This window comes from Pseudomonas sp. TE3728, from assembly GCF_056279145.1.
This window is the reverse complement of sequence record NZ_JBWBQT010000001.1, coordinates 42,907-67,229: the sequence shown is the minus strand read 5'-3', so window position 1 is coordinate 67,229 and position 24,323 is coordinate 42,907. Positions and strand designations below refer to the sequence as shown.

Here is a 24,323-nt window from a genome sequence, read left to right as displayed (position 1 = left end):
CCTCAGAGGTGGTAGACATCGATGACCTGGCGAACGTAGTCGTTCTTCAGGATCACTTTCTTGGCCTTGATCAACGGGTTCTCACCGCGCACATCCAGGGTGTAGAAGCTGCTGCCGAAATAGCTGTCGACGGTCTTGTAGCGAAAGCTCAGGGTGTGCCAGTTGAAGCGCACCTTGCATAGCCCGTCGGCCTGTTCGAGCAGCTCGATATTGCTGAGGTTGTGCGAGGTGCGGGTGTCCGGCACGCTGGCACTGGAACGCTCGGTCTTGATGCGGAAGATGCGGTCTTCCAGGCCGGTGCGGTTGCCGTACCAGATCAGCGAGATTTCCCGCTGCGGGTCTTCAGTCAGCTCGTCGTTGTCGTCCCAGGACGGCATCCAGAATGTCGCGTCCGGCGCGTACAACTCCAGCCAGTCGTCCCATTGTTTGTCGTCGAGGTAGCGTGCTTCGCGGTAGAGAAAATCGCGCACCGCGTCATAGGTAATGGTCATTGCACGGCCTCCACTGCAATCAGTTCGGACTGTTCAGCGGCCAACGCCTTGAGCATCGTTTGCTGCCAATACTTGTGTTGCAGCACGAACAGGCCTTCGTCTTCGGTACGCACGCCGCTGAGCAGCGGATGCAGGTCGATTTCCTTGGCCGCGTCATCAGCGCCTTCGACCCAATGTTCGGCGCCACGGGACATGTCGTTCCACGTGGTGACGCTGCCCTGGTAACCCGTCTGACAGGAGCGAAACTCTTCCAGATCGTCCGGGGTCGCCATGCCGCTGACGTTGAAGAAATCCTCGTACTGACGAATCCGGCTCGAACGGGCGTGGTCGCTTTCGCCTTTGGGGGCGATGCAGTAAATGGTGATTTCGGTGCGGTTGACCGAGATCGGCCGAGCGATGCGGATCTGCGAGCTGAACTGGTCCATCAGGTACACGTTCGGGTACAGGCACAGGTTGCGCGAGTTCTCGATCATCCAGTCGGCGCGAGCCTTGCCGAAATCCCGGGCCAACTCGTCGCGACGCTCGTACAGCGGACGGTCCTCGGGGTTGGACCAACGGGTCCAGAGCAGCATGTGGCCCTTGTCGAAGGAATAGAAACCGCCGCCCTGCTTGGCCCAGGTGCCGGCGCTCATGGTCGGATTGCAATCGCCGGCTTCGCGCTGTTTGCGCTGGTTCTGGGTCGCCGCGTAGTTCCAGTGCACCGAGCTGACGTGATAACCGTCGGCACCGTTTTCGGCGGTGAGTTTCCAGTTGCCTTCGTAGATGTAGCTGGAGGAACCGCGCAGCACTTCCAGGCCATCAGCGGACTGGTCGACGATCATGTCGATGATCTTCGCCGACTCGCCCAGGTGCTCAACCAGCGGCACGACATCGGCCTTGAGGCTGCCAAAGAGGAAGCCGCGATAGGATTCGAAACGCGCGACTTTGGTCAGGTCGTGGGAACCTTCGCAATTGAAGCTCGCCGGGTAGCCGGCCGCCGCCGGGTCCTTGACCTTGAGCAGCTTGCCGGAGTTGTTGAAGGTCCAGCCGTGGAATGGGCAGGTGTACGAACTCTTGTTGCCGGTCTTGTGCCGGCAGAGCATCGCTCCACGGTGGCTGCACGCATTGATAAAGGCGTTCAGTTCACCGTCCTTGTTGCGCGCGATGAAGATCGACTGACGCCCCATGGTGGTGGTGTAGAAATCGTTGTTGTTGGGGATCTGGCTTTCATGGGCGAGGTACAGCCAGTTGCCTTCAAAGATGTGTTCCATCTCGAGGTCGAACAGCCGTGGATCGGTGAACATCTCGCGCTTGCAGCGATAGATGCCCTGCTCAGGGTCTTCTTCAAGCAGGGAGTGAAGGTATTCGGGTCGCAGGGTCATGGCCGCCGCCTCCATTGTTTTTATTCAGGCAGGGCCATGCTAGGACAAGGGGATGGGGCGGACTATCCGCCGGGTGCAGACCTGTATCCGTTTTGTGCAGAGGGTATCGCGCGCGCCCGTGACATATCGGACGGACACAAAACCGTAGGAGCTGGCGAAGCCTGCGATCTTTTGATCTTGTCTTTTAAAAACAAAGTCAAAAGATCGCAGTCTGCGGCAGCTCCTACAGGGATTGGGTGCACGTTCAATGACGGCGTTTGAGGGTATCCGATGGCAATTCGCCGAACTGTTTGCGGTAGCTGTCGGAGAACCGGCCTAGGTGCAGAAAGCCGTAATCCATGGCCACTTCCGTGACGTTGCGCACGTTGCAGGTCGGGTCGCTCAGGTTGGCGTGAATGCGTTCGAGCTTTTTCTGCCGGATGTAGTTTTTCGGCGTGTCCCCTGCGTTGCGCTCGAACAACCCATACAGCGAACGCAGGCTCATCCGTGCCTGGCGCGCCAGTTCTTCGCTGTCGATGTCCTGCTTGAGGTTGCACGCGATGTAATCGACCAGCGCCTCGAACGTGGCCGAGGGTGAGCCGGGATCGGTGCGCATGACGTTGGTCTTCATCAGGCCAAGCATTTTGCTGACCACGATTTGCGCATAGTGCTCCTGCACCCGGGGAATCTGTTCGGTGGCTTCCGCCTCCTGGCAAATCATCGCCAGCAGACCGACGAAACCTTCCAGTTCATTGAGTTGATAACGGTTTTCCAGAAACCGCACGCCCTGCCCCGGATACCGCCAGCGCTGCTCCTCGCACACCGACTCCAGCAGCCGGGTGGGGACTTTCAGGATGAATTTTTCGCAATCACTGGAATAGGTCAGATCCACTGGATCGTCAGGGTTGATCAGCAGCAACTCGCCGGGAGCGAAGTAATGTTCCTGACCATGGCCACGCCACAGGCAGTTGCCGCGCAGCAGCACTTGCAAGTGATAGATGCTGTCCAGCGCATGGGACATAACCCGCACGCTGGCGCCGTAACTGATGCGGCACAGGTCGAGGCTGGCGAATTTGCGATGATCGAGGCTGGCCAGCGGCCGGCCGGCCCTGGGCATCCGGAGGCAATGATTGCCGACATGCTGATTGACGTAGCCCGACACCGCGTAGGGGTCGGCATGGTCGAAGACTCTGCTGCGATGACTCAACAATTGCGCTTGCATCATCGGTTCACTCTCATTGTTGTTATCGGTTGCGTCAGGCCATTCCAGGGCAGTGCTCGTATCGATGTGTCAGTTGACCGACCTGTGGGAGCGAGCCCTGCTCGCGAAAGGGCCATCAGCTTCAACATCAACGTTGACTGACACGCCGCTTTCGCGAGCAAGCTCGCTCCCACAAAGGTTCGGCTGGTCGAGAGTATCAGTCCTCGAGCGCGCGAACCCGTTCGTGGCGTTGCTGCTCATCAGGCTGGGCAGACGTCTGCAGCGTGAAGTCAAAATCGATTTCGGCAAAACGCCCGCTCACGCCATGAGCCGCCGCTCGCTGCGGATCGTCACTGAAGGTGATTTTGGCAATCAACTCATCACGGGTGGCATAGGCGAAATCGTCATGCAGGTACTGATCGCCGTCGAGGTTGATCTGGGTGGTCAGGTGACGATGATCCGGCGCGGAGATGAAGAAGTGAATGTGCGCCGGACGCTGGCCATGACGGCCCAGTTGATCCAGCAATTGCTGGGTCGGACCGTCCGGCGGGCAGCCGTAGCCCGACGGCACGATGCTGCGAAAACGGTACCGGCCCTCGGCATCGGTGACGATACGACGACGCAGGTTGAATTCCGATTGAGTGGTATCGAAGTACGAATAAGTGCCGCCGGTATTGGCGTGCCAGACATCCACCACCGCGCCGGCCAGCGGTTCGCCGGCGGTGTTGCGCACTTGGCCTTGCATGAACAGCACCACACCCGGATCGACGCCGTCATCCAGCCGCGCTTCGCCTTCCGACAGTGGCGCACCCGCCACATACAGCGGCCCTTCAATGGTCCGCGGTGTGCCGCCGGCCTTGCCGGCCTGCTCGTCTTCGGCGTCCATCAGCAGGTCGAGGTAATGCTCCAGACCGAGCCCGGCCACCACCAACCCGGCCTCTTGACGCGCACCCAGCACGTTGAGGTAGTTGACGGCTTTCCAGAATTCTTCCGGGGTCACGGCCAGGTCTTCGATGATGTTCACCGAATCCCGCAGGATCCGGTAAATCAGCGCCTTGACCCGCGGATCGCCGGCTTCGTTATGCAGACCGCTGGCGTCTTCGAGAAACTTCTGGGCACTGGCAGTGTGGGAAATCTTGACGTTCATGGTGGTTCCTCATCTTGTAATTATTAGCGTAGCGAACTGAACAGGCTGGGTTCAGCGGTCATCCTCGCGAATGGAAGAAGGATGCCGGCACATCGCGGTGACTTCGATCGCCATGTACGGGTACAGCGGCAATTGCATCAGCAGGTCATGCAGTTCCTGAACGCTGTCGACATCGAACACGCTGTAATTGGCATAGAGCCCGGCGATGCGCCATAGATGACGCCACTTGCCTTGCTCTTGCAGGCGCTGGGCCAGGGCTTTTTCGTCGGCCTTGAGCTGAGCGGCGCGTTCCGGGTTCATGTCGACCGGTAAATTCACAGTCATTTTTACGTGAAACAGCATGATGCCCTCCTCAGGCTTGATGAACGGCAGTGGATATGGTCCTGGAGACTTTGTCCCGACGGAAAAACGCCAGGCGCTCTTCATCCAGGCTCAGGCCCAGCCCCGGTGCTTGCGGGACGTGCAGTTGGAAATCGCGGTAGACCAATGGCTCGCTGAGAATGTCTTCGGTAAGCAGCAGCGGGCCGAACAGCTCAGTGTCCCAGCCCAGTGTGTTCAGAGTGACGAAGGCATGGGCCGAGGCCAGCGTGCCTATACCGCCTTCGAGCATGGTGCCGCCGTACAGGCCAATACCGGCCGCCTCGGCAATCGCGGCGGTTCGCAACACGGCACGTGGGCCGCCGTTCTTGGCGATTTTCAGGGCGAATACCGAAGCCGCGCCCTCCCGCGCCAGGTTGAAGGCATCTTCCACGCATTCGATGGATTCATCGGCCATGATCGGCGCCGGGCTCACGGTATTCAGGCGCACCATGCCGGCGCGGTTATTGCGCGAGATCGGTTGTTCGATCAGGTCGATGCCGTTGGTTCCGAGGATCCGGCAGGCCCGCAGGGCAACCGCTTCGTCCCAGGCCTGATTGACATCAACCCGCACGCTGGCGCGATCGCCCAGCGCCTTTTTGATCGCAATGACGTGGGCCAGGTCGCGGTTGACCTCGCCTGCGCCGATTTTCAGCTTGAAGATCCGATGGCGGCGCAGGTCGAGCATTTGCTCCGCTTCGGCAATGTCCTTGGCGGTGTCGCCACTGGCCAGGGTCCAGGCCACCGGCAGCGCATCACGAACGCGACCGCCCAGCAGTTCGCTGACCGGCAGGCCGAGGCGCTTGCCTTGGGCGTCGAGCAAGGCGCTTTCGATACCTGACTTGGCGAAGGTGTTGCCACGAATGCTGCGCTCCAGGCGCAACATTGCGGCATTCACATTGCCGCTGTCCTGGCCGAGCAGCAATGGCGCGAAGTGTGTATCGATATTGGTCTTGATGCTGTCCGGGCTTTCGTTGCCATAGGCCAGACCGCCAATGGTGGTCGATTCACCAATCCCTTCAATACCGTCGGCACAGCGCACACGGATGATCACCAGGGTCTGGTTTTGCATCGTGTGCATCGCCAGCTTGTGCGGGCGGATGGTCGGCAGATCGACGATGATTGTCTCGATCGATTCAATGGCAGTTGCACGCATGTCGATACCCGTCAGGTTCTTAAAGTTCTGGAACGGATTCTGGTACGGCTTTTTCCGGGCGGCCAATATAGAATTGGTCTGATTCGATACCTTAAAGGTATTCAACAGATCGACGTCCGGAGGCCTCATGGAACTGCGTCACCTGCGGTATTTTCAGGTGTTGGCACAAACCCTCAACTTCACCCGCGCCGCCGAACTGCTGCACATCGCCCAACCGCCGCTGAGCCGGCAGATCCAGCAGCTGGAAGACGAACTCGGGGTGCTGCTGCTGGAGCGCGGCCGACCGCTGAAGCTGACCGACGCCGGGCGGTTTTTCCACGAACACTCCACCTCCCTGCTCGAACAACTGGGCAAGGTGTGCGACAACACACGGCGGATCGGGCTGGGCGAAAAGACCTGGCTGGGCATCGGCTTTGCGCCATCGACACTCTATGGCGTGCTGCCGGAACTGATTCGCCGACTGCGCAGCGGCGAGCCACTGGCGCTGGAGTTGGGGCTCTCGGAAATGACTACGTTGCAACAGGTGCAGGCGCTCAAGGCCGGGCGCATCGACATTGGTTTCGGGCGAATCCGCATCGACGACCCGGCGATCATCCAGACTGTTTTGACTGAAGACCGGCTGGTCGCCGCCCTGCCCGCCGGCCATCCATTACTGGCCGGACCGATCAGCCTTCGTGACCTGGCAAAGGAACCCTTCGTGCTCTACCCCGGCAACCCGCGGCCCAGCTACGCCGACCACGTGATCGCGTTATTCGAATCCTATGGCGTGCATATCAACGTGGCGCAATGGACCAATGAGCTGCAAACAGCGATCGGTCTGGTGGGCGCGGGAATCGGGGTGACGTTGGTGCCGGCCTCAGTGCAGTTGCTGCACCGCGACGACATTGGCTTCACCCCGGTGCTGGAAGACAACGCGACCTCGCCGATCATCCTCAGCAGGCGCGTGGGCGATGTATCGCCGGGGTTGAATCATTGTTTGCAGATGATCGATGAACTGCTGCCGCGCGACAGACCAGCGTAGGAGCTGCCGCAGGCTGCGATCTTTTGATCTTCGGCATTTTCGAAACCGCGGGAAATCAAAAGATCGCAGCCTGCGGCAGCTCCTACAAGGAGTGCGTCAGGCCATTACACCAGCGAAGGCTCGGCGCCCGGCGCGCATTTCGGTGCGAAGTTCGCCGATCAGGTTGGAAATATCGCGGACACTGGTCAACTCGTCGGGCGATACGCCGGTAATCAACAGTTCAATCCGCCCGGTACTGTGATCGAAGACCTTGATCCGCAATGTTTCATCACGATTCACGGTGCATTCGCAGGACAACGGTTTGAAACCGGACTCCACAATGCTGCAAAGCTGGGGAACTGGAATCATGACGAGCGCCCTCGGGGACGGTTTTCCGATTGGATCCACTCAGCGTAGATCAACTTGCGCAACTCGCCAGCGAGTTCGGCGTAGGAGCTGCCGCAGGCTGCGATCTTTTGATCTTTGGCATTTTCGAAACCGCTGAAAATCAAAAGATCGCAGCCTGCGGCAGCTCCTACGCCGCTACACAGTCAATCTTCCCGACATCACTCAGTAGGTATCTGCGCCCCATAACCAGTTCCAGATCCCTGGCAACTCAACCGCTTCTGAACTGTCATGGACAGTACGCGCCATGGCCGCCCGCTGCAGTGCTGCCGTATCGTCGTAAAACGCTTTCTGCGCCGTGACCATACCGGCTGCACTGGCACTGTCGAGGAGGATTTGCAGGTATTCCCGGGTATGCCGGGCGGTGTAGCGATTCAGGTCGTGAAAGGTCACTACCACCGGAATCACTCCGTCCACCGTCGGCAACTCGCCGAGGGCAATGCGCTCTCGGACTTCGGACAGTTGCCGCAGCATATTGGCCCGCCGACGGGGGCTGGCGTTGAAGCCCCAGATCTTGCCGTCATTGGCGCTCAGGTCGGTCAACAATACGTGCATGCCATGTTGTTGATAGGCCGCAAAGGTGCGCTTGTCGTAGTTCCAGAATGGCGGACGCACCAGGGTCGGCGTGGTTTTGCTGATCGCGGTGATGTCTGCGCTGCCATCAGTGAGCGACTGTTCCAGCTCTTCCGGGTCCAGAGAACGATGGTTGGTGTGTCGGCGCGTGGCGGTATGGAAGCCCAACAGGTGACCTTCGGCGTGTTCGCGACGCATGATCTGTCGACCCGCTTCACTGCCGCCGGCGCGTGAGTCACGGGTCTGCACGAAGAACACCGCTTTAATGTCGGGTTGCAGAGGATTGCGCGCGAGGCTGTCGAGCACGGTGACCGTCGGGTTGTAAAAACCCGACGCGCTGGGTCCGTCGTCGAAGGTCAGCAGAAAGCGGATCGGCGCTTGCTCGCGCAGACTTTGTTGCGTCTGCGGCGTCATTTCAATGGGCGCGGCAATGCAGCCCAGCAGGCCGACTGCGATGGCGAACGCGGAGAAAACCTTGACCAGCTGCTTCATGTTTTGCCTTGGACCAGACCTTGCGGTCATCACGTTTAATGGCAAAAACCCCTCGCCCATTTATCCCTCGACCGGCCCGCAGATCGCTGCAAGCCGAGGTTGGATAAGGGTACACAGTGTTTGGTTCCGGCGCCCGCTCTCGGAGACGCCCGTCAGATTGTTTTGCCCCCAAAAATCAAAAGATCGCAGCCTTCGGCAGCTCCTACATTAAATGGCGTAGGAGCTGCCGAAGGCTGCGATCTTTTGATTTTGATTACCAGCCGATCAGGGTTTCAACGGACGCTCCTGGTCACGGTCCGACAGCTCTTTACCGTCATCAGGATGCTTCCAGTCCGGCGTCGAACGCCTCTGCCGCTCGAGCTCTTCCTCCGTTGGCTCATCGATGTCCTCATCCGGGTCCGGACGCTTTGGTTCAGTGGCCATGTCCACCTCCATTCCTCAAGGGATCAGTCATCTTCCTTAAGCGTAGAACAGTTTCTCCAGGGACGATTCAGAGCCACCACCGCAGCAAAAAGAAGAACCCCATGCTCAACAACATGCTGAGCAAGGTGTTGCGGGTGTAAAGGACCAGGCCCACGGCCACCAGCGAACTGATCAGGTACGGGTTGTCCCACTGCAGGTTCAACTGCTTGTCGGGCATGAACACGATCGGCCCGCAGATGGCGGTAAGCATGCCCGGCACCGCGAAACCGAGGAACTGCCGGGCATTGCTGCTCAAGCGCACCGGCAGCCGAGGCTCGAGAAATACGTAGCGGTTCAGGAACACCAGCAGGCCCATCCCGATAATCACAGCCCAGACCATCATGCGCGCCCCACATAGAGTTTGTTGCAGATAAAGCCTGCGGTCATGCCCGCCAACCCCGACAACACCAGGGCCGAGCCCCATTGCCAATAGCTGAACAGCACCGAACAGAACAGTGAAACCGCCACGCAGACCACCGTCGGAACATTGCGCACCACTGGCGTGATCAAGGCGATAAAGGTCGCCGCGATGGAGAAGTCCAGCCCAAGGTGTTCAAGGCCCGGAATGCTGCTGCCCAGCACAATGCCCGCCAGGGTGAAGAGGTTCCACGCGATGTAAAACGTCAGGCCCACGCCCAGGGCATACCAACGATTGAACTGCTGTTTGTCATGCTGGCTGGTCAGGGCGAACAACTCGTCGGTGAGCAAAAAGCCCAGCCCCACACGCCAGCGGCCCGGCAACGGGGAAATCACCGAACGCATGCTCATCCCGTAAAGCAAATGCTGGGAGGTCAGCAACAGCGTGGTCAACAGAATTGAAAAGACCCCGGCACCGCCCTTGAGCATGCCGATGGCGACCAGTTGAGCCGCGCCGGCAAACACGATGCTCGACAGCCCTTGGCCTTGCAGCGGTGTGAGGTTGGCTTCGATGGCCATGGAACCGGCCAGCAACCCCCAAGGCGCGGTCGCCAGGGACAACGGCATGATGGCGGCGGCACCGCGAAGGAATGCACTGCGCGGCATGAGTGAGTTGGACATAACGCTCTACAACCAGGGAAAGACTCCAGACTGTGCCAGCAGTCACGGCCCATGGCTTGAACTATCTTGCGCACTTTTGGCGATTATCCGGCGCGAGTACCATGGAACGATTCACATAACGCGTCAGGGAATCGACATGCTTTACCGAATCGCCGCTGACGGGCTGGTCCTGTCTCACTTGTTGTTCATTCTGTTCGTGCTGTTCGGCGGGCTGCTGGTGCTCAAATGGCACCACCTGGCCTGGTGGCACCTGCCCGCCGCCGCGTGGGGCGTGATCGTGGAAGTTTTCCACCTGACGTGCCCACTGACCGATTGGGAAAACCTCATGCGCCACGCGGCCGGGCAAACCGGTTATGGCGGCGGTTTTATTGAACATTACGTGTGGCCGATTATTTATCCGGCCGGGCTGACCCCCACGATTCAGCTAGGGTTGGGCAGCGTGGTGCTGGCGATCAACGTGCTGATCTACCTGCGGCTGATCCGCTTATGGAAGCTGCGACATCCGACTCATTCAGGGCAATAACCGCTCTGGTTGAGTTCAGTTGGCAATGACGCTCATGTTCCGGCCACTGGCCTTGGCCACATACAGCGCTTTGTCTGCTGCACCGATCAAATCTTCGGGCTGGCTCTGCGCCGTCTGGTTGTAGGCACAGACCCCCAGGCTGACCGTGACGAGGCCTTCGGGGCTGCCGCTATGCTTGATGTCGATTTGCTGAACCGCGCGACGGATCTTTTCCGCCACCAGAAACGCCCCCACATAATCGGTGCCGGGCAGCACCACCGTAAACTCCTCACCACCGAATCGGGCAGCAAGATCGCCGGGGCGCTGGATGTTGTCGGTGATGATGGTGCTGATCCTGCGCAAACACTCATCGCCCGCCAAATGACCGTAATGATCATTGAAACTCTTGAAATGATCGACATCGATCATCAGCAACGCAAGGCTGGTGTGGGTACGCCTGGCACGGCCCATTTCCGCCAGGATGAACAGGTCGAATTGACGCCGGTTGGAAAGGCCGGTCAGTGCATCCTCCAGAGCCAGCAACTTGAGGCTATGGTTGACCTCAATGAGTTTTTCCTGAGCCTCCAGCAATTCGTTCTGAATAGTATTCTGCTGCTTCATGACACGGATCAGGCGATAGCCGAGAACGCTCACAAACCCCAGCAGCAATGAGACGATGCCCGCACTGAGTATTGACTCCTGCCGCCAGCTGGCCAGGACTTCTTCCTTGTCGAGGGCGGTAAAAACGATGAGCGGATAACCCTCGACCCGCCGAAATCCCACCACCCGCTCCACCCCGTCGACGTAGGATTTGACGATGGCCGTTCCGGAATCCCCCTTGGGCAACAGCTGGGTAAACAGCGTCCCCTTGGCGACATTGGTGCCGATATCGGCTTCATTGAACGGTCGGCGAACGACGATGGTGGCGTCGTCGGCGATCAGATTGACTACCCCGTTACTGCCCATATCGATGCTGTTGTACAGGTCCAGGAAATGGTTGAGATAGATCGAAGCCGCCACCACGCCGGCAAACCGACCATCGGCATGATTGATTCTGCGTGACACGGTCATGACCCACTCACCGGTCGAACGACTTCTTATCGATGGACCGACATAAGGACCTCGGTCGGGATGATCACGGTGGTAGATAAAATATTCACGGTCGGAGTTATTGGCATTGGCCACCACCGCGTTATTGGAGTTGGCGAGCCCGCGTCCTTCTTCGTCGAAAACGAACAGCCCATGGATCTGCGCCAGTTCATTGCGCTGGGCGTGGAGCAAACGTTGCAGTCTGGGAATTCTTGCCGGTTCCATGCCGTCGTTTTCGAGGCGATCCACCACGGCAAACAGCAGCGTGTCGGCCTGTTTGATCGATGCTCGCGCCTGCGAGGCGAGGGTTTGCGCCAGGTTGGACATCTCCACTTCGCTGCCGCGCAAATGATACTGACGGGCGTTCCAGCCTTCCCCGATCGCAATGGCCGTCATGGACAGGCACACCGCAACGAGCAGGAAGACTGCGTATCGAACCTTGAGTTTCGACTCAACCTGCCCGGGTAACCAAGGCGTGGCGAGTCGGGTCCTTTCGATACGATCTTTGACGGACGGATGTCCCATGACGCTCCCTTAATCCCTTATGACATGGCGAATTTTCCCGTTCGCCCTTTTAGCGCCAGCCAGCCGTGGCTGATGCTCGGACCACTATGACTCATCAACGAATACGATAGGTGATTTGCACGAAAATGCTCATCGCCAACAATCGCAAGGCTACATCTGCGTCTGTTTCACCGCCTCAAGCCAGGCCGGATTCAATTGCGTCTGTTCGGTCTCGATACCCAGCGCTTCCATCCGCGCCTTGTGCTGGTCCATTTCACGGGTCAGCTGGCTATGGTCGCTGGAGTTGCCGTCCAACTGATGCATCTGACTCAACCCCAAGTGATAAAAACGCAGCAGCTTCATGGCGCTCGGATCGCCCTTCTCCACTGCCGCCGTGACCTGGTGCATGACGTTGGTGATGCTCATGAGGCTGCGCTTGAGCTGCCAACCGTAGACCGCTGGCGCCATCCATTCCTGGGTCCAGAACTTGCCGCGCATCAGTGCCACCACCAGCAACAATGCGGCAAACACGCCGCCCACGTTGAAACGCAGATTGTCGCCGCCGGGCTCGCCGAACAGCGCCACCGCCGCCGTGGACAGCACCATCGCCAGCGCCAGGAACATCAGGGCGATGATCACCGTGCTGCGCCGCGTCTGGCGTCGATAGGTTTGGGCATTCATCGGCTGGATTTCGAACATCGCGACGGGGTTCCTTACGTCAATGGAAAAGGCTCTGTGGCAAAAAGACTGCGGGGCATTATCGCCTCCCCGAAGGATTTAGCTATGCTGGAGCTCCTTTTCATCTTTCCATCGTCAAACGGGGAGCATGGCGATACAGCGCAGTTCGTGCCATCTTCTCCATGGATACACACTATTCGGATGCCATGCGCCTGCCGGCGGATGACATCGTTTTAAGGATCATTGAATGACCCAACGACATGTAATCAACGCCTCGGTCAGCCCAAAAGGCAGCCTGGAAACACTGTCCCAACGTGAAGTACAGCAACTGAGCGAAGCCTCATCCGGCATCACCTACACCCTTTTCCGCCAGTGCGCCCTGGCCATCCTCAATACCGGCGCCCACGTCGATAACGCCAAGACCATCCTGGAAGCCTACAAAGACTTCGAAATCCGCATTCACCAGCAAGACCGCGGCGTACGCCTGGAACTGCTGAACGCCCCGGCCGACGCTTTCGTCGATGGCGAAATGATCGCCAGCACCCGTGAAATGCTCTTCAGCGCCCTGCGCGACATCGTCTACACCGAAAACGAACTCGATGCCTTGAGCATCGACCTGAGCACCTCCCAGGGTATCAGCGACTACGTCTTCCACCTGCTGCGCAACGCCCGCACCCTGCGCCCCGGTGTCGAACCGAAAATCGTGGTGTGCTGGGGCGGCCACTCGATCAACACCGAAGAATACAAATACACCAAGAAAGTCGGCCACGAGCTCGGCCTGCGCAGCCTGGACATCTGCACCGGTTGCGGCCCGGGCGTGATGAAAGGCCCGATGAAAGGCGCGACCATCGCCCACGCCAAACAGCGCATCCACGGTGGCCGCTACCTCGGCTTGACCGAACCCGGGATCATCGCCGCCGAAGCGCCGAACCCGATCGTCAACGAACTGGTGATCCTGCCGGACATCGAAAAACGTCTGGAAGCCTTCGTCCGCGTCGGTCACGGCATCATCATTTTCCCGGGCGGCGCGGGCACAGCCGAAGAATTCCTGTACCTGCTCGGCATCCTGATGCACCCGGACAATGAAAGCCTGCCCTTCCCCGTGGTCCTCACCGGGCCGAAAAGCGCCGCGCCGTATCTGGAGCAGTTGCACGCCTTCGTCGGTGCCACCCTCGGTGAAGCCGCGCAGCAACACTACGAGATCATCATCGACGACCCGGTTGAAGTGGCGCGGCAAATGACTCAGGGCCTCAAAGAGGTCAAACAGTTCCGCCGCGAGCGCAACGACGCGTTCCATTTCAACTGGCTGCTGAAGATCGACGAAGGCTTCCAGCGCCCGTTCGACCCGACCCACGCCAACATGGCCAACCTGCAACTGAGCCGCAACCTGCCGTCCCACGAACTGGCCGCCAACCTGCGCCGCGCGTTCTCCGGCATCGTCGCCGGCAACGTCAAGGACAAGGGCATTCGCCTGATCGAAGAACACGGGCCGTACCAGATCCGTGGCGATGCTGCGGTGATGCAGCCGCTGGACAAACTGCTCAAAGCGTTCGTCGCCCAGCACCGGATGAAACTGCCGGGTGGCGCGGAGTATGTGCCGTGTTATCAGGTGGTGGCGTAACAATATTGATGTGAGCTGTAGCCCCTTGTAGGAGCAGGCTCACTCCCGCACTGGACAAGAAACCCCGCGTGCTGCGGGGTTTCTTGCATTTGGAGACTGGGGGAATCTGTCGTGGACCTCCCTCGCCCAACAAGCCCTATTGCCACGGAGCTTCAAGATCAAAAGATCGCAGCCTGCGGCAGCTCCTACAGATTCGGTGTTCGCCGCCCTATTGCGATCTGTTCACCACCACATTGCGATCGAACACAATCCTATGTAGGAGCTGGCGAAGCCTGCGATCTTTTGATCTTTCTGGCTAACCTCGCGGATCGAGATTATCCAGCACCCGGTTCACCGCCAACTCCCCGAGCATGACCACCGATTGAATCCCCAACATCATGTTGCGATGTGGCATGTCCATCAACCCGGCGAACTCGCTGAGCATCATGCTCGCTGACGCCAGGGATTCGCAGGCGTTGACCAGCAGGGTTTCGTTATCGACCTCGGGGCCGACATGGTAAATGGTGCTGGGTTTGCGCTTGGTGTCTTTGGGGATGGGCGGCTTGAGGTAGTAATCGAGGGCGCGGTCGGCGGCTTCGTTGAGTTTTTTCGAATCGAGGGATTCGTAGGGGGATGTTGGATCGGTTTCCGGTGGATTTGGTGTTGGTTTGAACATATGACGCTCCTAGAGTTATGGAGCCGCTACAAATCGCTGCTAAACGAAAAAGAGGTGGCGGCTGTACGCGGGTTAGCAGACCAGGACTCTAGAACCCGGCGCACCGAAGTGCCCCACGCAAAGCCGCCATAACATGAACGGTTAACGTTGTACGTCTAGAGATGACCCGGGCTGCTAAACCCGATCACTGATTCGTCAGCGACCCGGAAACGATAGAGCCCGGTCAAGGCGCACAAGCCGGCGGATTCTGGCGTAGTCGTAGGCAACGGCGCAAGGATGTGTAGCCTGAGTGAGTATCTGGAGATGTCGATTAAACATCCCTTGTTTATCGGTCTCACTTCGGGTTCTGTAGTGGATGGGCTGGCCTCTTCGCGAGCAAGCCCGCTCCCACAGTTGATTTGTGTCGGTCACAAATAATGGGTCCACAGAAGATCCAGTGTGGGAGCGGGCTTGCTCGCGAAGAAGCCCGAAAAAACACCCTCCAACTTTCGGTCAAACCACCGGATAAATAAATTCGTCCCCTTTCCCTTCTACCACTACGCCCGAAGCAAACAAATAAATCCGCCCCAAATCCGCCCCCTTTTCCTTTATTCCCTACTCCCCCAAAACTACAGTTCAATAAAACTAAACGCCTGACGAAACGCTTGCTCTGTCGTGGGGGCTGCCTCTAATTTTTTCAAAGCCTCCTCTAGTGACAAAGGCATATCGTAAGGCTTCATCCCGCGACGAACGGCTATGCCATACAGCGCATACTCTTCATCATCACTATGTTCCCAATAAGGTACCCTACCGATGATCTGATAGATTTTAAAAATTTCATCATCAAACTCCATTAGGTCATACAGAAAATATGGCGCGTTTTCTAAGGTGGCACTCTGAGCGCACCAGATTTGGAACTCAGTTTTACTGATAGCCTCACAAAATAGACAGACAAGTACGAACCCCATCAACTCGTCGTTATAGCGCTCGAAATTCAACATAATTACATTCCTCCTCCCATAGCTTCGCCACCGATATGCCCCGTCTTTTTATGTACCATCTCAGGAATCAATTGCATTCGGCCGTTATCCTGATGGTGATGCCATGTGTAACCATCAATTTTCCTAGCGCCCATTTCAATCTGCTGCAACTGTTTGGCGGAAAAACTAGATTTTTTCACTTGCCCCTGTTGAATCGCCCCAAACAAATCCTTCGTTGCAAGTTTCATTTGCTGTTCATAACTTGCCGCTTTAAATAAATCATTTGAAATCCTCGTATCAAATGTAGCGACATCATCAAAAATGGGGAATCCTCTATTATCAAAAACGACTCCAGTTACTGGATGACGCTGCCCTGCCAGATGGACGTTCCTTCCGTCAATTGGTGGAACTGTTGATGAGATAACATTGTCGCGACCATAAGTAGTTTCAAGATCAACTCTTACCGTTTGGGGATTATATGGAGCGTCCGAGCCGCTGCCTTTTACTCCCGTAACCCTCGTCTCACCCGCAACCAACTCCGCCAGACTACCCCCAGCCTTCGGCTTGAGTCCACCCTCGGCGGTTTCGTAATAAAAGCCCCCATCAGCGCCAACGACTTCAGTATTACCGGTCTTGGCATCAACGACCCGACGATAACCCGCTGGAAGTGAGGCAAGCTCGGCACTATCAACCGCTCTGCCTGCCGCCCCCAACTTCGCCAGCGTCTTAACCCGGTTTACCGGAAGGAAGTTCAACGCAAATTCAACATCGCTTTGCGCACGGATCGCGGCGCTGGCGGCGGTGTTGCCCTGCATGTCATAGAGGCTCGCCAACGCCATTTTGGTTTGGCTCGCCTCGACGCTGCTCATCAAAGAGTCGACCGGGTGTTTGGTCAGCCCTGCCAGGCCATTGACGATTTGTTCGCTGCCTTGCGCCGGATTGCTCAGCAAAGCCCACGCCGAACCCGCTGCCTCCGACAATGCCTTCCCCGCACCTTGGGTGCTGCCGCTTACCGTTCCCCAATCCGTCAGGCCCGGGCCGCCCGCCAGGTTCTTGCGGTAGTAATTGGCGTATTCATAACTGAGATCGCCTGTGAATAGCCCTTGCAGGTTGATGGCATTGATTGAGTTGTCCGCGTACTGCGCCGCATGGGTGCTGCTGTAGTTGGCAATTAACGCGGCGGTTTCGGTAGGTGTGTAGGTTTTCGCGGGACCGATTGCCGGAATATCCGTCGCTGCTGCGGATGCATATGTGGCGCCCAGCGGTGAAAGCGCGATGCCCAAGTGTTTGACCGTCACAGCATCGGGCGCAGCACCTTGGCCGCTCAGCACACCGTTCCAATCTTTGTCGGTGTAATAAACCAGCGCTTTGGCCAAGCGACTTTCAGCTTCTTCAGGGCTGAGTTTGGCTTCCTTCGCCAGACTGTCCGCCTGTTTCTTCAGAAGCGGGATTTCGTCCGGATGAAGCTGACGGTTGTACTGATCGGCCATCAGCGAAACCCAGGCCGCTTTCTCAACGTCTTTACCGGCAAGACCGGCGGCGGTCAGGCCGACGATTTGTGCGGCGGCCTCGCGATATTCCGGCTGCGTTTTGAAGACATCATTTAAAGCGCCAGCCATGGCCTGGCTGGCACCGGCGGCCACTGCACCGGTCGCGAAGTCGCCGCCGGTGGCCGAGGACATCGCGCCGCCCATCATGGCGTGCAGCGCGGTTCGTCCGGCGCCACCCTCGGCCCACAGCGCCATGCCGACCGAGTCTTTATCGGCCGCTGCCTTGAGGTACTCTTTCTGAGCGAAGCTGCCGACCTGGCTGAACCCCACAGCCGCGGCAACGGTCCCGGCCTGGGCCACGAGTTCATCGACCAGGTTGTCGCCCAGGCTGCCGCCGTTGACTGCGGTTTTGACCACGCCTGAGGTAACGCCTTGTGCGCCGGCATGCACGGCGAAACCACCTACGTCCTCAAGGGTAGATAAGTCAAAACCCTTGGTGATGCTGTTGTAAGGCTTGGTTGTCCCGCCCAATTTCGGGTCGATCACGCCGGTGGTAAACCCGGCGACCATCCCGGAAATGGCGGCATTTTTCAGGCTGTCACTGCTGAAAGTGTCTTTAACAGCCGCGCCCAGATTACCCTTGTTGTTGATGACGCTAACGGCACCCGTGCTGGCCATGGAAGTCATCGCCGCCGTGGCCATGACGTTGCCCCAACCAGCCCCGACATAGGTCGCCCCGGCGGCCACTGCCTCGGCAGTCGTCGCCGCCGCCATGGCGGAGGCGGTGCCGGCCTGAGCCCCGGCCGCCGCGCCAGCCAGACCACTGGCCGCACCTGCGGTGAGGATCGTCACGATGATGATGATCGCCAGCATCGCGCCCTGGCCCAGGCTGGAGTGGCTGTACTTGAAGGAATCATGCACCTCCTTCACTTGGCGCCAGTCCACATCCCCGCGTTTTTCAGCTTCCTTGACCCAGGCCAGTTGCGGGTCGGCCTTGACCATCGCATCGATGGTCTGGCTGACGGTGTTTTGATTGATCTGTTTGATGTCGATTTTCAGCCCATCGACAGCCCGAATGGCCAACGAGCCTTGGGCAATCAGCGTGCTCTGACGCAACGTTTCATCGGTATTGCCCTTGCCCTTGGAGCTGGTCCAGGCCAGGTCGCTCTTGCTCTTGGTGTGGCTTTCGTCGTGGTAGTCCTTGACCCCCTCAAAGGCGATGGCACCGCCGCTTTCAAGGATCAGATCTTTGCCACTGTTGAGCTTGGCGACCTGGTAGCGCTGATCGCCCGCACTGGCGAGAGTGAGACGGCCGCCGGTGTTGATCTCGGTACCGACGTGGGTGATCTGAGTGACTTCATCGCGCTGGGCCTTCTTGGCGCCCCAGTTACCCTTCTCCTTCATGTCATACAGCGTATGCATACTGTTCTGCGCGGCCAGCAGGCTCAGCTTGTTGCCGCTGTACAGATACGCTTCATTGCCGGCGCTGATCTTGCTGGCGATGAGGTTGATGTCGCGGGCGGCCTGGGCGTTGAAGTTGTTGCCCGCGCTCAGGACGCTGGCGGCCTGGGTGGTGCGGTCGTTTTCTTCGGTGATGCGTTTTTTGCCGTCCTTGGTTTTGCTGGCGACGTTGTGGATGTCGTCGGCAGAGGTCACGTTGAAGTCCTGGCCGGCCTTGACGGTCAGGTTGTTCCCGGCCTTGACCTGGCTGGCAATGACATTGACGTCGCGGCCCGCGTCCACGGTCAGGTTGCCGCCGACAGTAACGGTCGCGGCGAGGTTCTTCACGTCAGTGGTGATGCTCGACTTGTGGCCGCCGTCGCTGAATTCGTGTTTCTCGCTGGTATCGGTTTTGGCCGCCAGGTTGATGTCCTGGCCTGCCGTCAGGGTCGCGTTGCCGCCACTGCTCAAGGCGCCGTGGTTGGTCAGGTCGCGGCCGGCCGCAACGGCCAGGTTTTCCCGGGCGCTGATGCTGCTGCCCGCATCGGTCAGGGTGCGCATGCCGGCGCCGTCACGAACCTGAATCGCGGTGCGGTCGTTGATGATGTCGCCCTTGAGCGCGACAAGGCTGACCTGGCTGGCGCGGATCTCGCCGGCCATAGCGTTGCGAATGCTGTCTTGCGCCAGTATTTGCAGGTCGTTACCGGCCTCGACCAGCCCGCCCTGGTAGACGCTGCCGGCGCTTTGGACGTTGAGGTTGTTGCTGGCGCGAAGCGTGCCGACGTTGACCAGATCGCCGCCGGTGAACAGGTTCAAGTCCCGACCCTGGATCAGGCTGCTGCCGCGTACATTGCGGTTATCCGCCTGGGCCAGGTACAGCACCGGCACGAGGACTTTTTGCCCGTCGACGATGCGGTTTTCCATCCAGACAATGTCATGGGTCAGCGCGCTGACCTGCTCGCCCGTCAACGAGACGCCAAGGCTCAGGCGCAGTGCGTCTTTGCTGGCGAGGGCGTTGTCCATCAGGTAGCGGTATTGCTCGTAATCGCTGGTCAAACCGCCGGCGAGAAAACGCTGGCCGGTTTTCGCCAGCACCGCATCGCGAATCAGGCGCTGCTCGTAGAGGCCATCGCCGAGTCGACGCCAAGTGCTGTCGGCGTTGACGTTCAACAGCTTGAGCAGGTAGTCCGAACCAAAGAACTGCGACAGGTTCGTGAGGTTCGAGTTGGTCTCGATCAGGTAGCGGCTGGTCGGGTCGGGGTTCTTGATGAACAACCCGTAATCGCCCTTGGGCGTTTGGAAATTCGGCCCGGCCGTCGGGTCCACGGAGGTGAACGGTAGCCCGCTGTAATCCACCGGTTTGAAGACGGTCTGTACGCTGCCATCCGCCGCGATACGCTCGATGGGTTGCACAGCGGCAGGCGTCACGGCGGCGGCACTGGTCGCCTGCGGGTTGAGGTTGATATTGACCTCACCTACCCCGACGCCGGTCTGGTCGTCGCCCAGCGTACCGGTCAGTTGTTCGAGCGTGTTCTGGTGCAGCGTTCCGTTTTGCACGGTACGCGTGACGCTGAGGTTGACGGTGGCGCCGGCCTGAATCGTGGCGGCGTAGGTCGGCTCAGGGTTGTCGGTCCAGACGGTGACATTGCTGCGCTCCTGGAAGCGGCTGTCGCTGGAACGCGATTTCAGCAGCTCGAAGCGGGCGTCGTCGTAGTTCCCGGCGGCAACGGCCGCGTTGAAGGCCGGGACGTCGACGTACTCCATCTGATCCCAATAACCGGTGGAAATGCGCCTCGGTGTACGGATCACGATGGTGTTCTGCCCGGTGCGAGTGGACGCGCCCTGGTTGAGCAGGTCATCGGCAATGATGGTCAGGTTGTTGTTGGCGGCCAGCAGGCTGTAGCGGTTCTGCACGCTTGAGGCCTGGATGTTGAGGTCTTTGCCTGCAACCAGGCGCGCCGAAGCAGAGTCTTTGATGGCGCGCTCGATGAACGTTTGGCCAATGGTGATCCAGCCGCGTTTGAAGGAGTCATGTCCGCCACAGTGTTGGCTGCACGCCCACCTCAAGGTGCCGCTTACCCGTTGTTGTTCCAGCTCGAATTCGGCTTTGGCATTCTCCAGCGAGACGGCGTGAAGGCTGATATTGCCTTGGCTTTCGACGGTCCCGGAGAGATTTCTGAAACTTTGCGCGGCGGCGCCGTCGATGCCGGCGAAGCTTAGATTGCCGGCGCTGTAGAGGTCGCCATACCCGTTGAGCAGGCTACTGGCGCGCAGGGTCATGTCGCCGCCGCTGAACAGCAATGTATCGGCGCCGTTAGTGATGCCGCCGGTGGCGGTGAGGTTGACTTTGCCTTGGGCACCCAGTGTGCCGTGGTTGTCGATTTGCGCCGCGTCGATGCGCAGGTTCTGGCGGGCAGTCAGGTAACCGAGGTTATCCAGCGTACCGCTCAGGTTGAGGCGTGTGTCGGTGCCGGCCCCCATGCGTCCGCCGTTCTGGCGGACGTCATGGGCGGTGATAGCCAGCATTTTCTGTGCGGATAACCGACCGCTGTTGAACAGATCGCCCGTAAGGTTCAGCGTGAGGTCGCCATCGCTGAGCAGCTCGCCGCCGTTGCTCAGGCTGCCAAGGTTGAGCACCAGTTCGGTGCTGCTGGCCAGGCGATCGCCGGACTGAAGCGTCAGCGAGTCGCTGGTGTAAGTCAGGGCCTCGTTGAGCTGTGCACGCCCCAGCCCATCCACCGCGCCAAAGTTCCAGTCGCCGCTGCCCAGGCCGGTGATGTCACCACCGGCACCGATCAGGCGATCGAGGTTCAGGGTAAATAACCCGGTGTTGGCGTGTTCGAGGGTCCCGGTACGGTTATCCAGCGTGCTGGATTTGAAACTGAACGACGAGTTACCGACCTCGATGGTGCCGTTGTGGTTATTGACGGTGTCGCTGAAATCGAGCGTGCTGATGTCGTCTGTCGAGACGTGAAGAGTACTGACGTTGTTGCCCAGCGCACGGATTCGCCCGGAAGCGCTGTTGTCCAGCGTGCCGCCCTGGAGTGCAAGCCAGGTGTTGGATTCGATCAGACCACCCTGGTTGGTCAGTTGGCCGGCCGTCAGGTCAACGGTGTTGCCACTGAGCTGTCCACCGCTGTTGTCCAGCGTGGAGCCTTTGAACACCAGCGCGGTCTTGGCGAAGAGTTTGCCGGCGCGGCTGGTCAGTGAATCGACGGTCAGCTTCAGTTCGCCCACCAGGCTGGCGATCATGCCGGCCTTGGTGCCGTCGCTGCTGTTATCGAGATTGCTGGCGGTCACCTCGACGGTGTCGCCCTGGATCGTGCCGCCCAGGTTGCCGATGCTGCCCTTGCCGAGCTTCAGGCTGGCAAGCCCACCGTCGGCGAGAATAACGCCGCCGCTGTTGTCCAGTCGGTTCCCGCGGTAGGTCAACCCGCCAGTCCCTGCGACCAGTTGCCCCTTCTGACCGTTGAGCAAAGTGGCCGCCTGAAGGCCCAGTTGCTGGCCGCGAATCGTGCCACCCTGGTTGTCGATCAGGCTCGCGCCGGTGACGGTGGCCGTGTTGTTACCGGCATCGATTACACCGGTCAGGTTGCTCAACAGGTTGCTGACATTCAGGACAACGTCGCCGCCATTGCTGACCAGTGCGCCCTTGCCGTTGTTGATCAGGCGTTGAGCATCGACCTGGATGGTTTTACCCAGCACTGTGCCAGCGCTGTTGTCCAGCCAGCCACCTTGCAGCAAAAGGCCGCCGTCGCTCTGAATGCGCCCTTTGTTATTGAGCAACTGCGCCTTGATGGCCGCCGGATCGAAAATCAGGCTCATGCCCTGGGCGCCTGCCGCCAGCAGCCCCGCGTTGCTGTTGTCGAGCCCCGAGGCGTTCAGATCAACGCGCTCGCCGACGATTTTCCCGCCGCGGTTGTCGACCTGCCCCCCCGGCGCGCGAATGCTGACCTTGGACCCCAGCACGCTGCCGAGCTGGTTATCGAGGCTCGAGGCTTTCAGATCGAGGTCACCGTTGACCGCCAGCAGCCTGCCGCCCTGGTTGATGACCTCCTGGCCCGTGACTGAAAGCTGGTTTTGCGCCTGGAGAGTGCCCGAAGTGTTGTCGAACCTGCCGCGGGTGTTCACCCGCGCATTACCGGCGCTGGCAGAAAGCAGGCCGGCGCGATTATCAAGCGTGGTGGTATCGACAATAAGGCCGCCAGCGTCGATTTGCCCGCCACGGTTATCCAGCTGGCGGGCGGTGATTGTCAGGCTGCCGCCCTGCACCTGGATCAGGCCTTCGCGGTTGTCCAGGCTGTCGAGTTGCAAGGACGCCGCCTGCCCCGCGCCAAAGCGGATCACCCCTGCCAGGTTGACGATGGCCGGTGTATTGATCACCAGCGACTGGTCACCGACGATTCGCGCAGCAGCGCCCTGATTGGTCACCCGGGCGCTGGTCAGATCGACCGCCGTGCCCTGAACCACGCCTTGATTGGTCAGGGTTGTGTTCGCACGGATGCTCAACGAGCGACTGGCTTCAAGACTGCCGCTGTTGGTCACGGAGGGGCTGGTGATGCTCAGGTCGCCCGTGGAGTTGCGGCTGTTATCGGCCTCGATGCCCGCGGCAATCACGCCGGAGTTACTGAGTTTGTCGGCATTGATGTCGATGCGGTTGCGGGCGGCCAGACTCTGCCGGTTGACCAGCTCGCCGGGCGTACGTACATCGACGCTGCCGGCGTAAGCCTTGCCGGTCATCTCGACACTCTGCGCGTTGACCCGCAAGGCACCTTGGGCCGATGTCTGCGCCATGCTCAGATGGCCGCCGGCATCGATTTGAATATCGCCGGCACTGGCGGCCATGTTGCCCGCCAGCTTGACCCCGACGCCCTGCTCGGTGCCCACCAGTTTGATGGTGTTGGCATACATCCCGCCCAGCGCCGCCGCATCGATTGCCAGTTGAGGCTTGTCGGCATCACGGGCCGCGCGAGGGGTGGTGGCCAGGCTGTCGGCGTTGACGTTGTTGGCACCGGTAATGACATTCAATTGCCGGGCATGGATGTCTGCGTTGATCTTCGCCGAACGGGTAATCAGGTCGAATTGGTCAATGTTGGCCGCATCAAGCCCCATGCCATCGATGGTGATGCTGCCGCCATCAACCTCGAAGTGATCAAGCTTGCCGCTGCCGTCGAGTACAGGCTTGCCGGTGCTGAGGGTCACGCGTGGCGTGTTGATGAAGCCGCAACCGTTACAGCTCACGCCGTAAGGGTTGGCAATGATGACCCTCGCTGACTGACCTGCCACTTCGGTGTAGCCGTTGAGCTGGCTGGGGCTACCGCCGTTGACTTCGTTGAGAATGGTGCCGGCTGCCCGTCCACCGAGCTGGCTGTTGCCCAGGATGTGGCCGCCCAGTTGGGTGTTCTGCACTGCGTTTGTCGCGTTGTTGAGGATCACGCCCTGGCGACCGACGTTGTAATCCTTGAACTGGTTGTGCGAGAGCCCGGCACCATTGGGCGCGGCAATATTGATCACCGGTACGCCGTTGCCGGCCTGCCCTATGCCGGTCTGGGTGTTGCCACTGACGGCGATGCCCTCGGCCTGGGCCCAGATCGGCTGCCAGAACATGACGTTCGCCAACAGCAATGCCAGCAAGCGTTTGGGCATGCCCAGGAAGTGCGTGCGAGGGGCCACGGCAGCCGAAGGCTGGCGGGACAGAAAGGCAAGCTGGTGAACGTCCATAT

At 59.4% G+C, this 24,323-nt stretch carries 19 protein-coding genes; 3 read left to right on the top strand and 16 right to left on the bottom strand.

The window, feature by feature from the left end:
• Positions 1-2: 2 nt before the first annotated feature.
• The 6 genes from benB to ACZ89R_RS00285 form a co-directional block, all read right to left on the bottom strand.
• On the bottom strand, positions 3-491 hold the full coding sequence (gene benB / locus ACZ89R_RS00310; RefSeq protein ID WP_007895555.1) for a benzoate 1,2-dioxygenase small subunit: 489 nt from the start codon (positions 489-491) through the stop codon (positions 3-5).
• Positions 488-1,852: a benzoate 1,2-dioxygenase large subunit gene (gene benA, locus ACZ89R_RS00305; protein ID WP_218394645.1), complete on the bottom strand. Its 1,365-nt coding sequence runs from the start codon at positions 1,850-1,852 to the stop codon at positions 488-490. Before benA ends, benB begins: the two co-directional genes overlap by 4 nt.
• Before the next feature lie 244 nt (positions 1,853-2,096).
• Positions 2,097-3,056, bottom strand: coding sequence for an AraC family transcriptional regulator (locus tag ACZ89R_RS00300; RefSeq protein WP_305729656.1), 960 nt, complete (start codon positions 3,054-3,056; stop codon positions 2,097-2,099).
• Between the two features lie 193 nt (positions 3,057-3,249).
• Positions 3,250-4,179: a catechol 1,2-dioxygenase gene (gene catA / locus ACZ89R_RS00295; protein WP_429547138.1), complete on the bottom strand. Its 930-nt coding sequence runs from the start codon at positions 4,177-4,179 to the stop codon at positions 3,250-3,252.
• 51 nt (positions 4,180-4,230) lie between these two features.
• Entirely contained in the window at positions 4,231-4,521 is a 291-nt protein-coding gene (catC, locus tag ACZ89R_RS00290) for a muconolactone Delta-isomerase (RefSeq protein ID WP_007895545.1), read from the bottom strand.
• A 10-nt stretch (positions 4,522-4,531) separates the two neighbouring features.
• Positions 4,532-5,692: a muconate cycloisomerase family protein gene (locus ACZ89R_RS00285; RefSeq protein ID WP_429547139.1), complete on the bottom strand. Its 1,161-nt coding sequence runs from the start codon at positions 5,690-5,692 to the stop codon at positions 4,532-4,534.
• Positions 5,693-5,819: 127 nt separating this feature from the next.
• On the opposite strand from ACZ89R_RS00285, the gene ACZ89R_RS00280 reads away from it, so the two are divergent.
• Entirely contained in the window at positions 5,820-6,713 is an 894-nt protein-coding gene (locus ACZ89R_RS00280; RefSeq protein ID WP_429547140.1) for a LysR family transcriptional regulator, read from the top strand.
• Between the two features lie 96 nt (positions 6,714-6,809).
• Here ACZ89R_RS00280 and ACZ89R_RS00275 read toward each other — a convergent pair whose 3' ends face one another.
• The 5 genes from ACZ89R_RS00275 to ACZ89R_RS00255 form a co-directional block, all read right to left on the bottom strand.
• Positions 6,810-7,061, bottom strand: a complete 252-nt coding sequence (locus ACZ89R_RS00275) for a DUF1652 domain-containing protein (RefSeq protein WP_192342802.1) — start codon at positions 7,059-7,061, stop codon at positions 6,810-6,812.
• A gap of 201 nt (positions 7,062-7,262) precedes the next feature.
• On the bottom strand, positions 7,263-8,162 hold the full coding sequence (locus tag ACZ89R_RS00270) for a polysaccharide deacetylase family protein (RefSeq protein WP_429547141.1): 900 nt from the start codon (positions 8,160-8,162) through the stop codon (positions 7,263-7,265).
• Positions 8,163-8,426: 264 nt separating this feature from the next.
• The gene (locus tag ACZ89R_RS00265) at positions 8,427-8,585 is read right to left on the bottom strand and encodes a hypothetical protein (protein WP_008075203.1); all 159 of its coding nucleotides are present in this window, start codon (positions 8,583-8,585) and stop codon (positions 8,427-8,429) included.
• Positions 8,586-8,652: 67 nt separating this feature from the next.
• Positions 8,653-8,964 (bottom strand): AzlD domain-containing protein, encoded by a 312-nt coding sequence (locus tag ACZ89R_RS00260; RefSeq protein ID WP_162830927.1) that lies wholly within the window; start codon positions 8,962-8,964, stop codon positions 8,653-8,655.
• Positions 8,964-9,662, bottom strand: a complete 699-nt coding sequence (locus tag ACZ89R_RS00255; protein ID WP_218394640.1) for an AzlC family ABC transporter permease — start codon at positions 9,660-9,662, stop codon at positions 8,964-8,966. Before ACZ89R_RS00255 ends, ACZ89R_RS00260 begins: the two co-directional genes overlap by 1 nt.
• 136 nt (positions 9,663-9,798) lie before the next feature.
• Between ACZ89R_RS00255 and ACZ89R_RS00250 the strand changes: the two genes are divergently transcribed.
• Positions 9,799-10,185 (top strand): DUF2784 domain-containing protein, encoded by a 387-nt coding sequence (locus ACZ89R_RS00250; protein WP_052966899.1) that lies wholly within the window; start codon positions 9,799-9,801, stop codon positions 10,183-10,185.
• Between the two features lie 15 nt (positions 10,186-10,200).
• On the opposite strand, the gene ACZ89R_RS00245 is transcribed toward ACZ89R_RS00250, so the two are convergent.
• Together ACZ89R_RS00245 and ACZ89R_RS00240 are read right to left on the bottom strand one after the other, a co-directional pair.
• The gene (locus ACZ89R_RS00245) at positions 10,201-11,778 is read right to left on the bottom strand and encodes a sensor domain-containing diguanylate cyclase (protein WP_429547142.1); all 1,578 of its coding nucleotides are present in this window, start codon (positions 11,776-11,778) and stop codon (positions 10,201-10,203) included.
• A 150-nt stretch (positions 11,779-11,928) separates the two neighbouring features.
• Positions 11,929-12,456, bottom strand: coding sequence for a DUF3087 domain-containing protein (locus ACZ89R_RS00240; protein ID WP_429547143.1), 528 nt, complete (start codon positions 12,454-12,456; stop codon positions 11,929-11,931).
• A 226-nt stretch (positions 12,457-12,682) separates the two neighbouring features.
• Between ACZ89R_RS00240 and ppnN the strand changes: the two genes are divergently transcribed.
• Positions 12,683-14,056, top strand: coding sequence for a nucleotide 5'-monophosphate nucleosidase PpnN (ppnN, locus tag ACZ89R_RS00235; protein WP_429547144.1), 1,374 nt, complete (start codon positions 12,683-12,685; stop codon positions 14,054-14,056).
• A 295-nt stretch (positions 14,057-14,351) separates the two neighbouring features.
• On the opposite strand, the gene ACZ89R_RS00230 is transcribed toward ppnN, so the two are convergent.
• From ACZ89R_RS00230 to ACZ89R_RS00220, 3 genes are all read right to left on the bottom strand, one after another.
• Positions 14,352-14,711, bottom strand: a complete 360-nt coding sequence (locus tag ACZ89R_RS00230; protein WP_429547145.1) for a DUF6124 family protein — start codon at positions 14,709-14,711, stop codon at positions 14,352-14,354.
• 608 nt (positions 14,712-15,319) lie between these two features.
• Positions 15,320-15,691, bottom strand: coding sequence for a hypothetical protein (locus tag ACZ89R_RS00225; RefSeq protein WP_427623069.1), 372 nt, complete (start codon positions 15,689-15,691; stop codon positions 15,320-15,322).
• Between the two features lie 2 nt (positions 15,692-15,693).
• A complete protein-coding gene (locus tag ACZ89R_RS00220) occupies positions 15,694-24,321 on the bottom strand; it encodes a two-partner secretion domain-containing protein (protein WP_429547146.1) in 8,628 nt (2,875 codons plus the stop codon).
• Between the last annotated feature and the right edge of the window lie 2 nt (positions 24,322-24,323).

Bases quoted from the DNA above. Each gene is read 5' to 3' on its own strand.
- ACZ89R_RS00275 (WP_192342802.1), bottom strand. From the start codon at position 7,061: ATGATTCCAGTTCCCCAGCTTTGCAGCATTGTGGAGTCCGGTTTCAAA.
- ACZ89R_RS00250 (WP_052966899.1), top strand. From the start codon at position 9,799: ATGCTTTACCGAATCGCCGCTGACGGGCTGGTCCTGTCTCACTTGTTG.
- catC (WP_007895545.1), bottom strand. From the start codon at position 4,521: ATGCTGTTTCACGTAAAAATGACTGTGAATTTACCGGTCGACATGAAC.
- ACZ89R_RS00220 (WP_429547146.1), bottom strand. From the start codon at position 24,321: ATGGACGTTCACCAGCTTGCCTTTCTGTCCCGCCAGCCTTCGGCTGCC.
- ACZ89R_RS00230 (WP_429547145.1), bottom strand. From the start codon at position 14,711: ATGTTCAAACCAACACCAAATCCACCGGAAACCGATCCAACATCCCCC.
- ACZ89R_RS00280 (WP_429547140.1), top strand. From the start codon at position 5,820: ATGGAACTGCGTCACCTGCGGTATTTTCAGGTGTTGGCACAAACCCTC.
- ACZ89R_RS00285 (WP_429547139.1), bottom strand. From the start codon at position 5,692: ATGCGTGCAACTGCCATTGAATCGATCGAGACAATCATCGTCGATCTG.
- ACZ89R_RS00265 (WP_008075203.1), bottom strand. From the start codon at position 8,585: ATGGCCACTGAACCAAAGCGTCCGGACCCGGATGAGGACATCGATGAG.
- benB (WP_007895555.1), bottom strand. From the start codon at position 491: ATGACCATTACCTATGACGCGGTGCGCGATTTTCTCTACCGCGAAGCA.
- ACZ89R_RS00225 (WP_427623069.1), bottom strand. From the start codon at position 15,691: ATGTTGAATTTCGAGCGCTATAACGACGAGTTGATGGGGTTCGTACTT.
- ACZ89R_RS00270 (WP_429547141.1), bottom strand. From the start codon at position 8,162: ATGAAGCAGCTGGTCAAGGTTTTCTCCGCGTTCGCCATCGCAGTCGGC.
- ACZ89R_RS00255 (WP_218394640.1), bottom strand. From the start codon at position 9,662: ATGTCCAACTCACTCATGCCGCGCAGTGCATTCCTTCGCGGTGCCGCC.
- ACZ89R_RS00245 (WP_429547142.1), bottom strand. From the start codon at position 11,778: ATGGGACATCCGTCCGTCAAAGATCGTATCGAAAGGACCCGACTCGCC.
- benA (WP_218394645.1), bottom strand. From the start codon at position 1,852: ATGACCCTGCGACCCGAATACCTTCACTCCCTGCTTGAAGAAGACCCT.
- ppnN (WP_429547144.1), top strand. From the start codon at position 12,683: ATGACCCAACGACATGTAATCAACGCCTCGGTCAGCCCAAAAGGCAGC.
- ACZ89R_RS00240 (WP_429547143.1), bottom strand. From the start codon at position 12,456: ATGTTCGAAATCCAGCCGATGAATGCCCAAACCTATCGACGCCAGACG.
- ACZ89R_RS00260 (WP_162830927.1), bottom strand. From the start codon at position 8,964: ATGGTCTGGGCTGTGATTATCGGGATGGGCCTGCTGGTGTTCCTGAAC.
- catA (WP_429547138.1), bottom strand. From the start codon at position 4,179: ATGAACGTCAAGATTTCCCACACTGCCAGTGCCCAGAAGTTTCTCGAA.
- ACZ89R_RS00300 (WP_305729656.1), bottom strand. From the start codon at position 3,056: ATGATGCAAGCGCAATTGTTGAGTCATCGCAGCAGAGTCTTCGACCAT.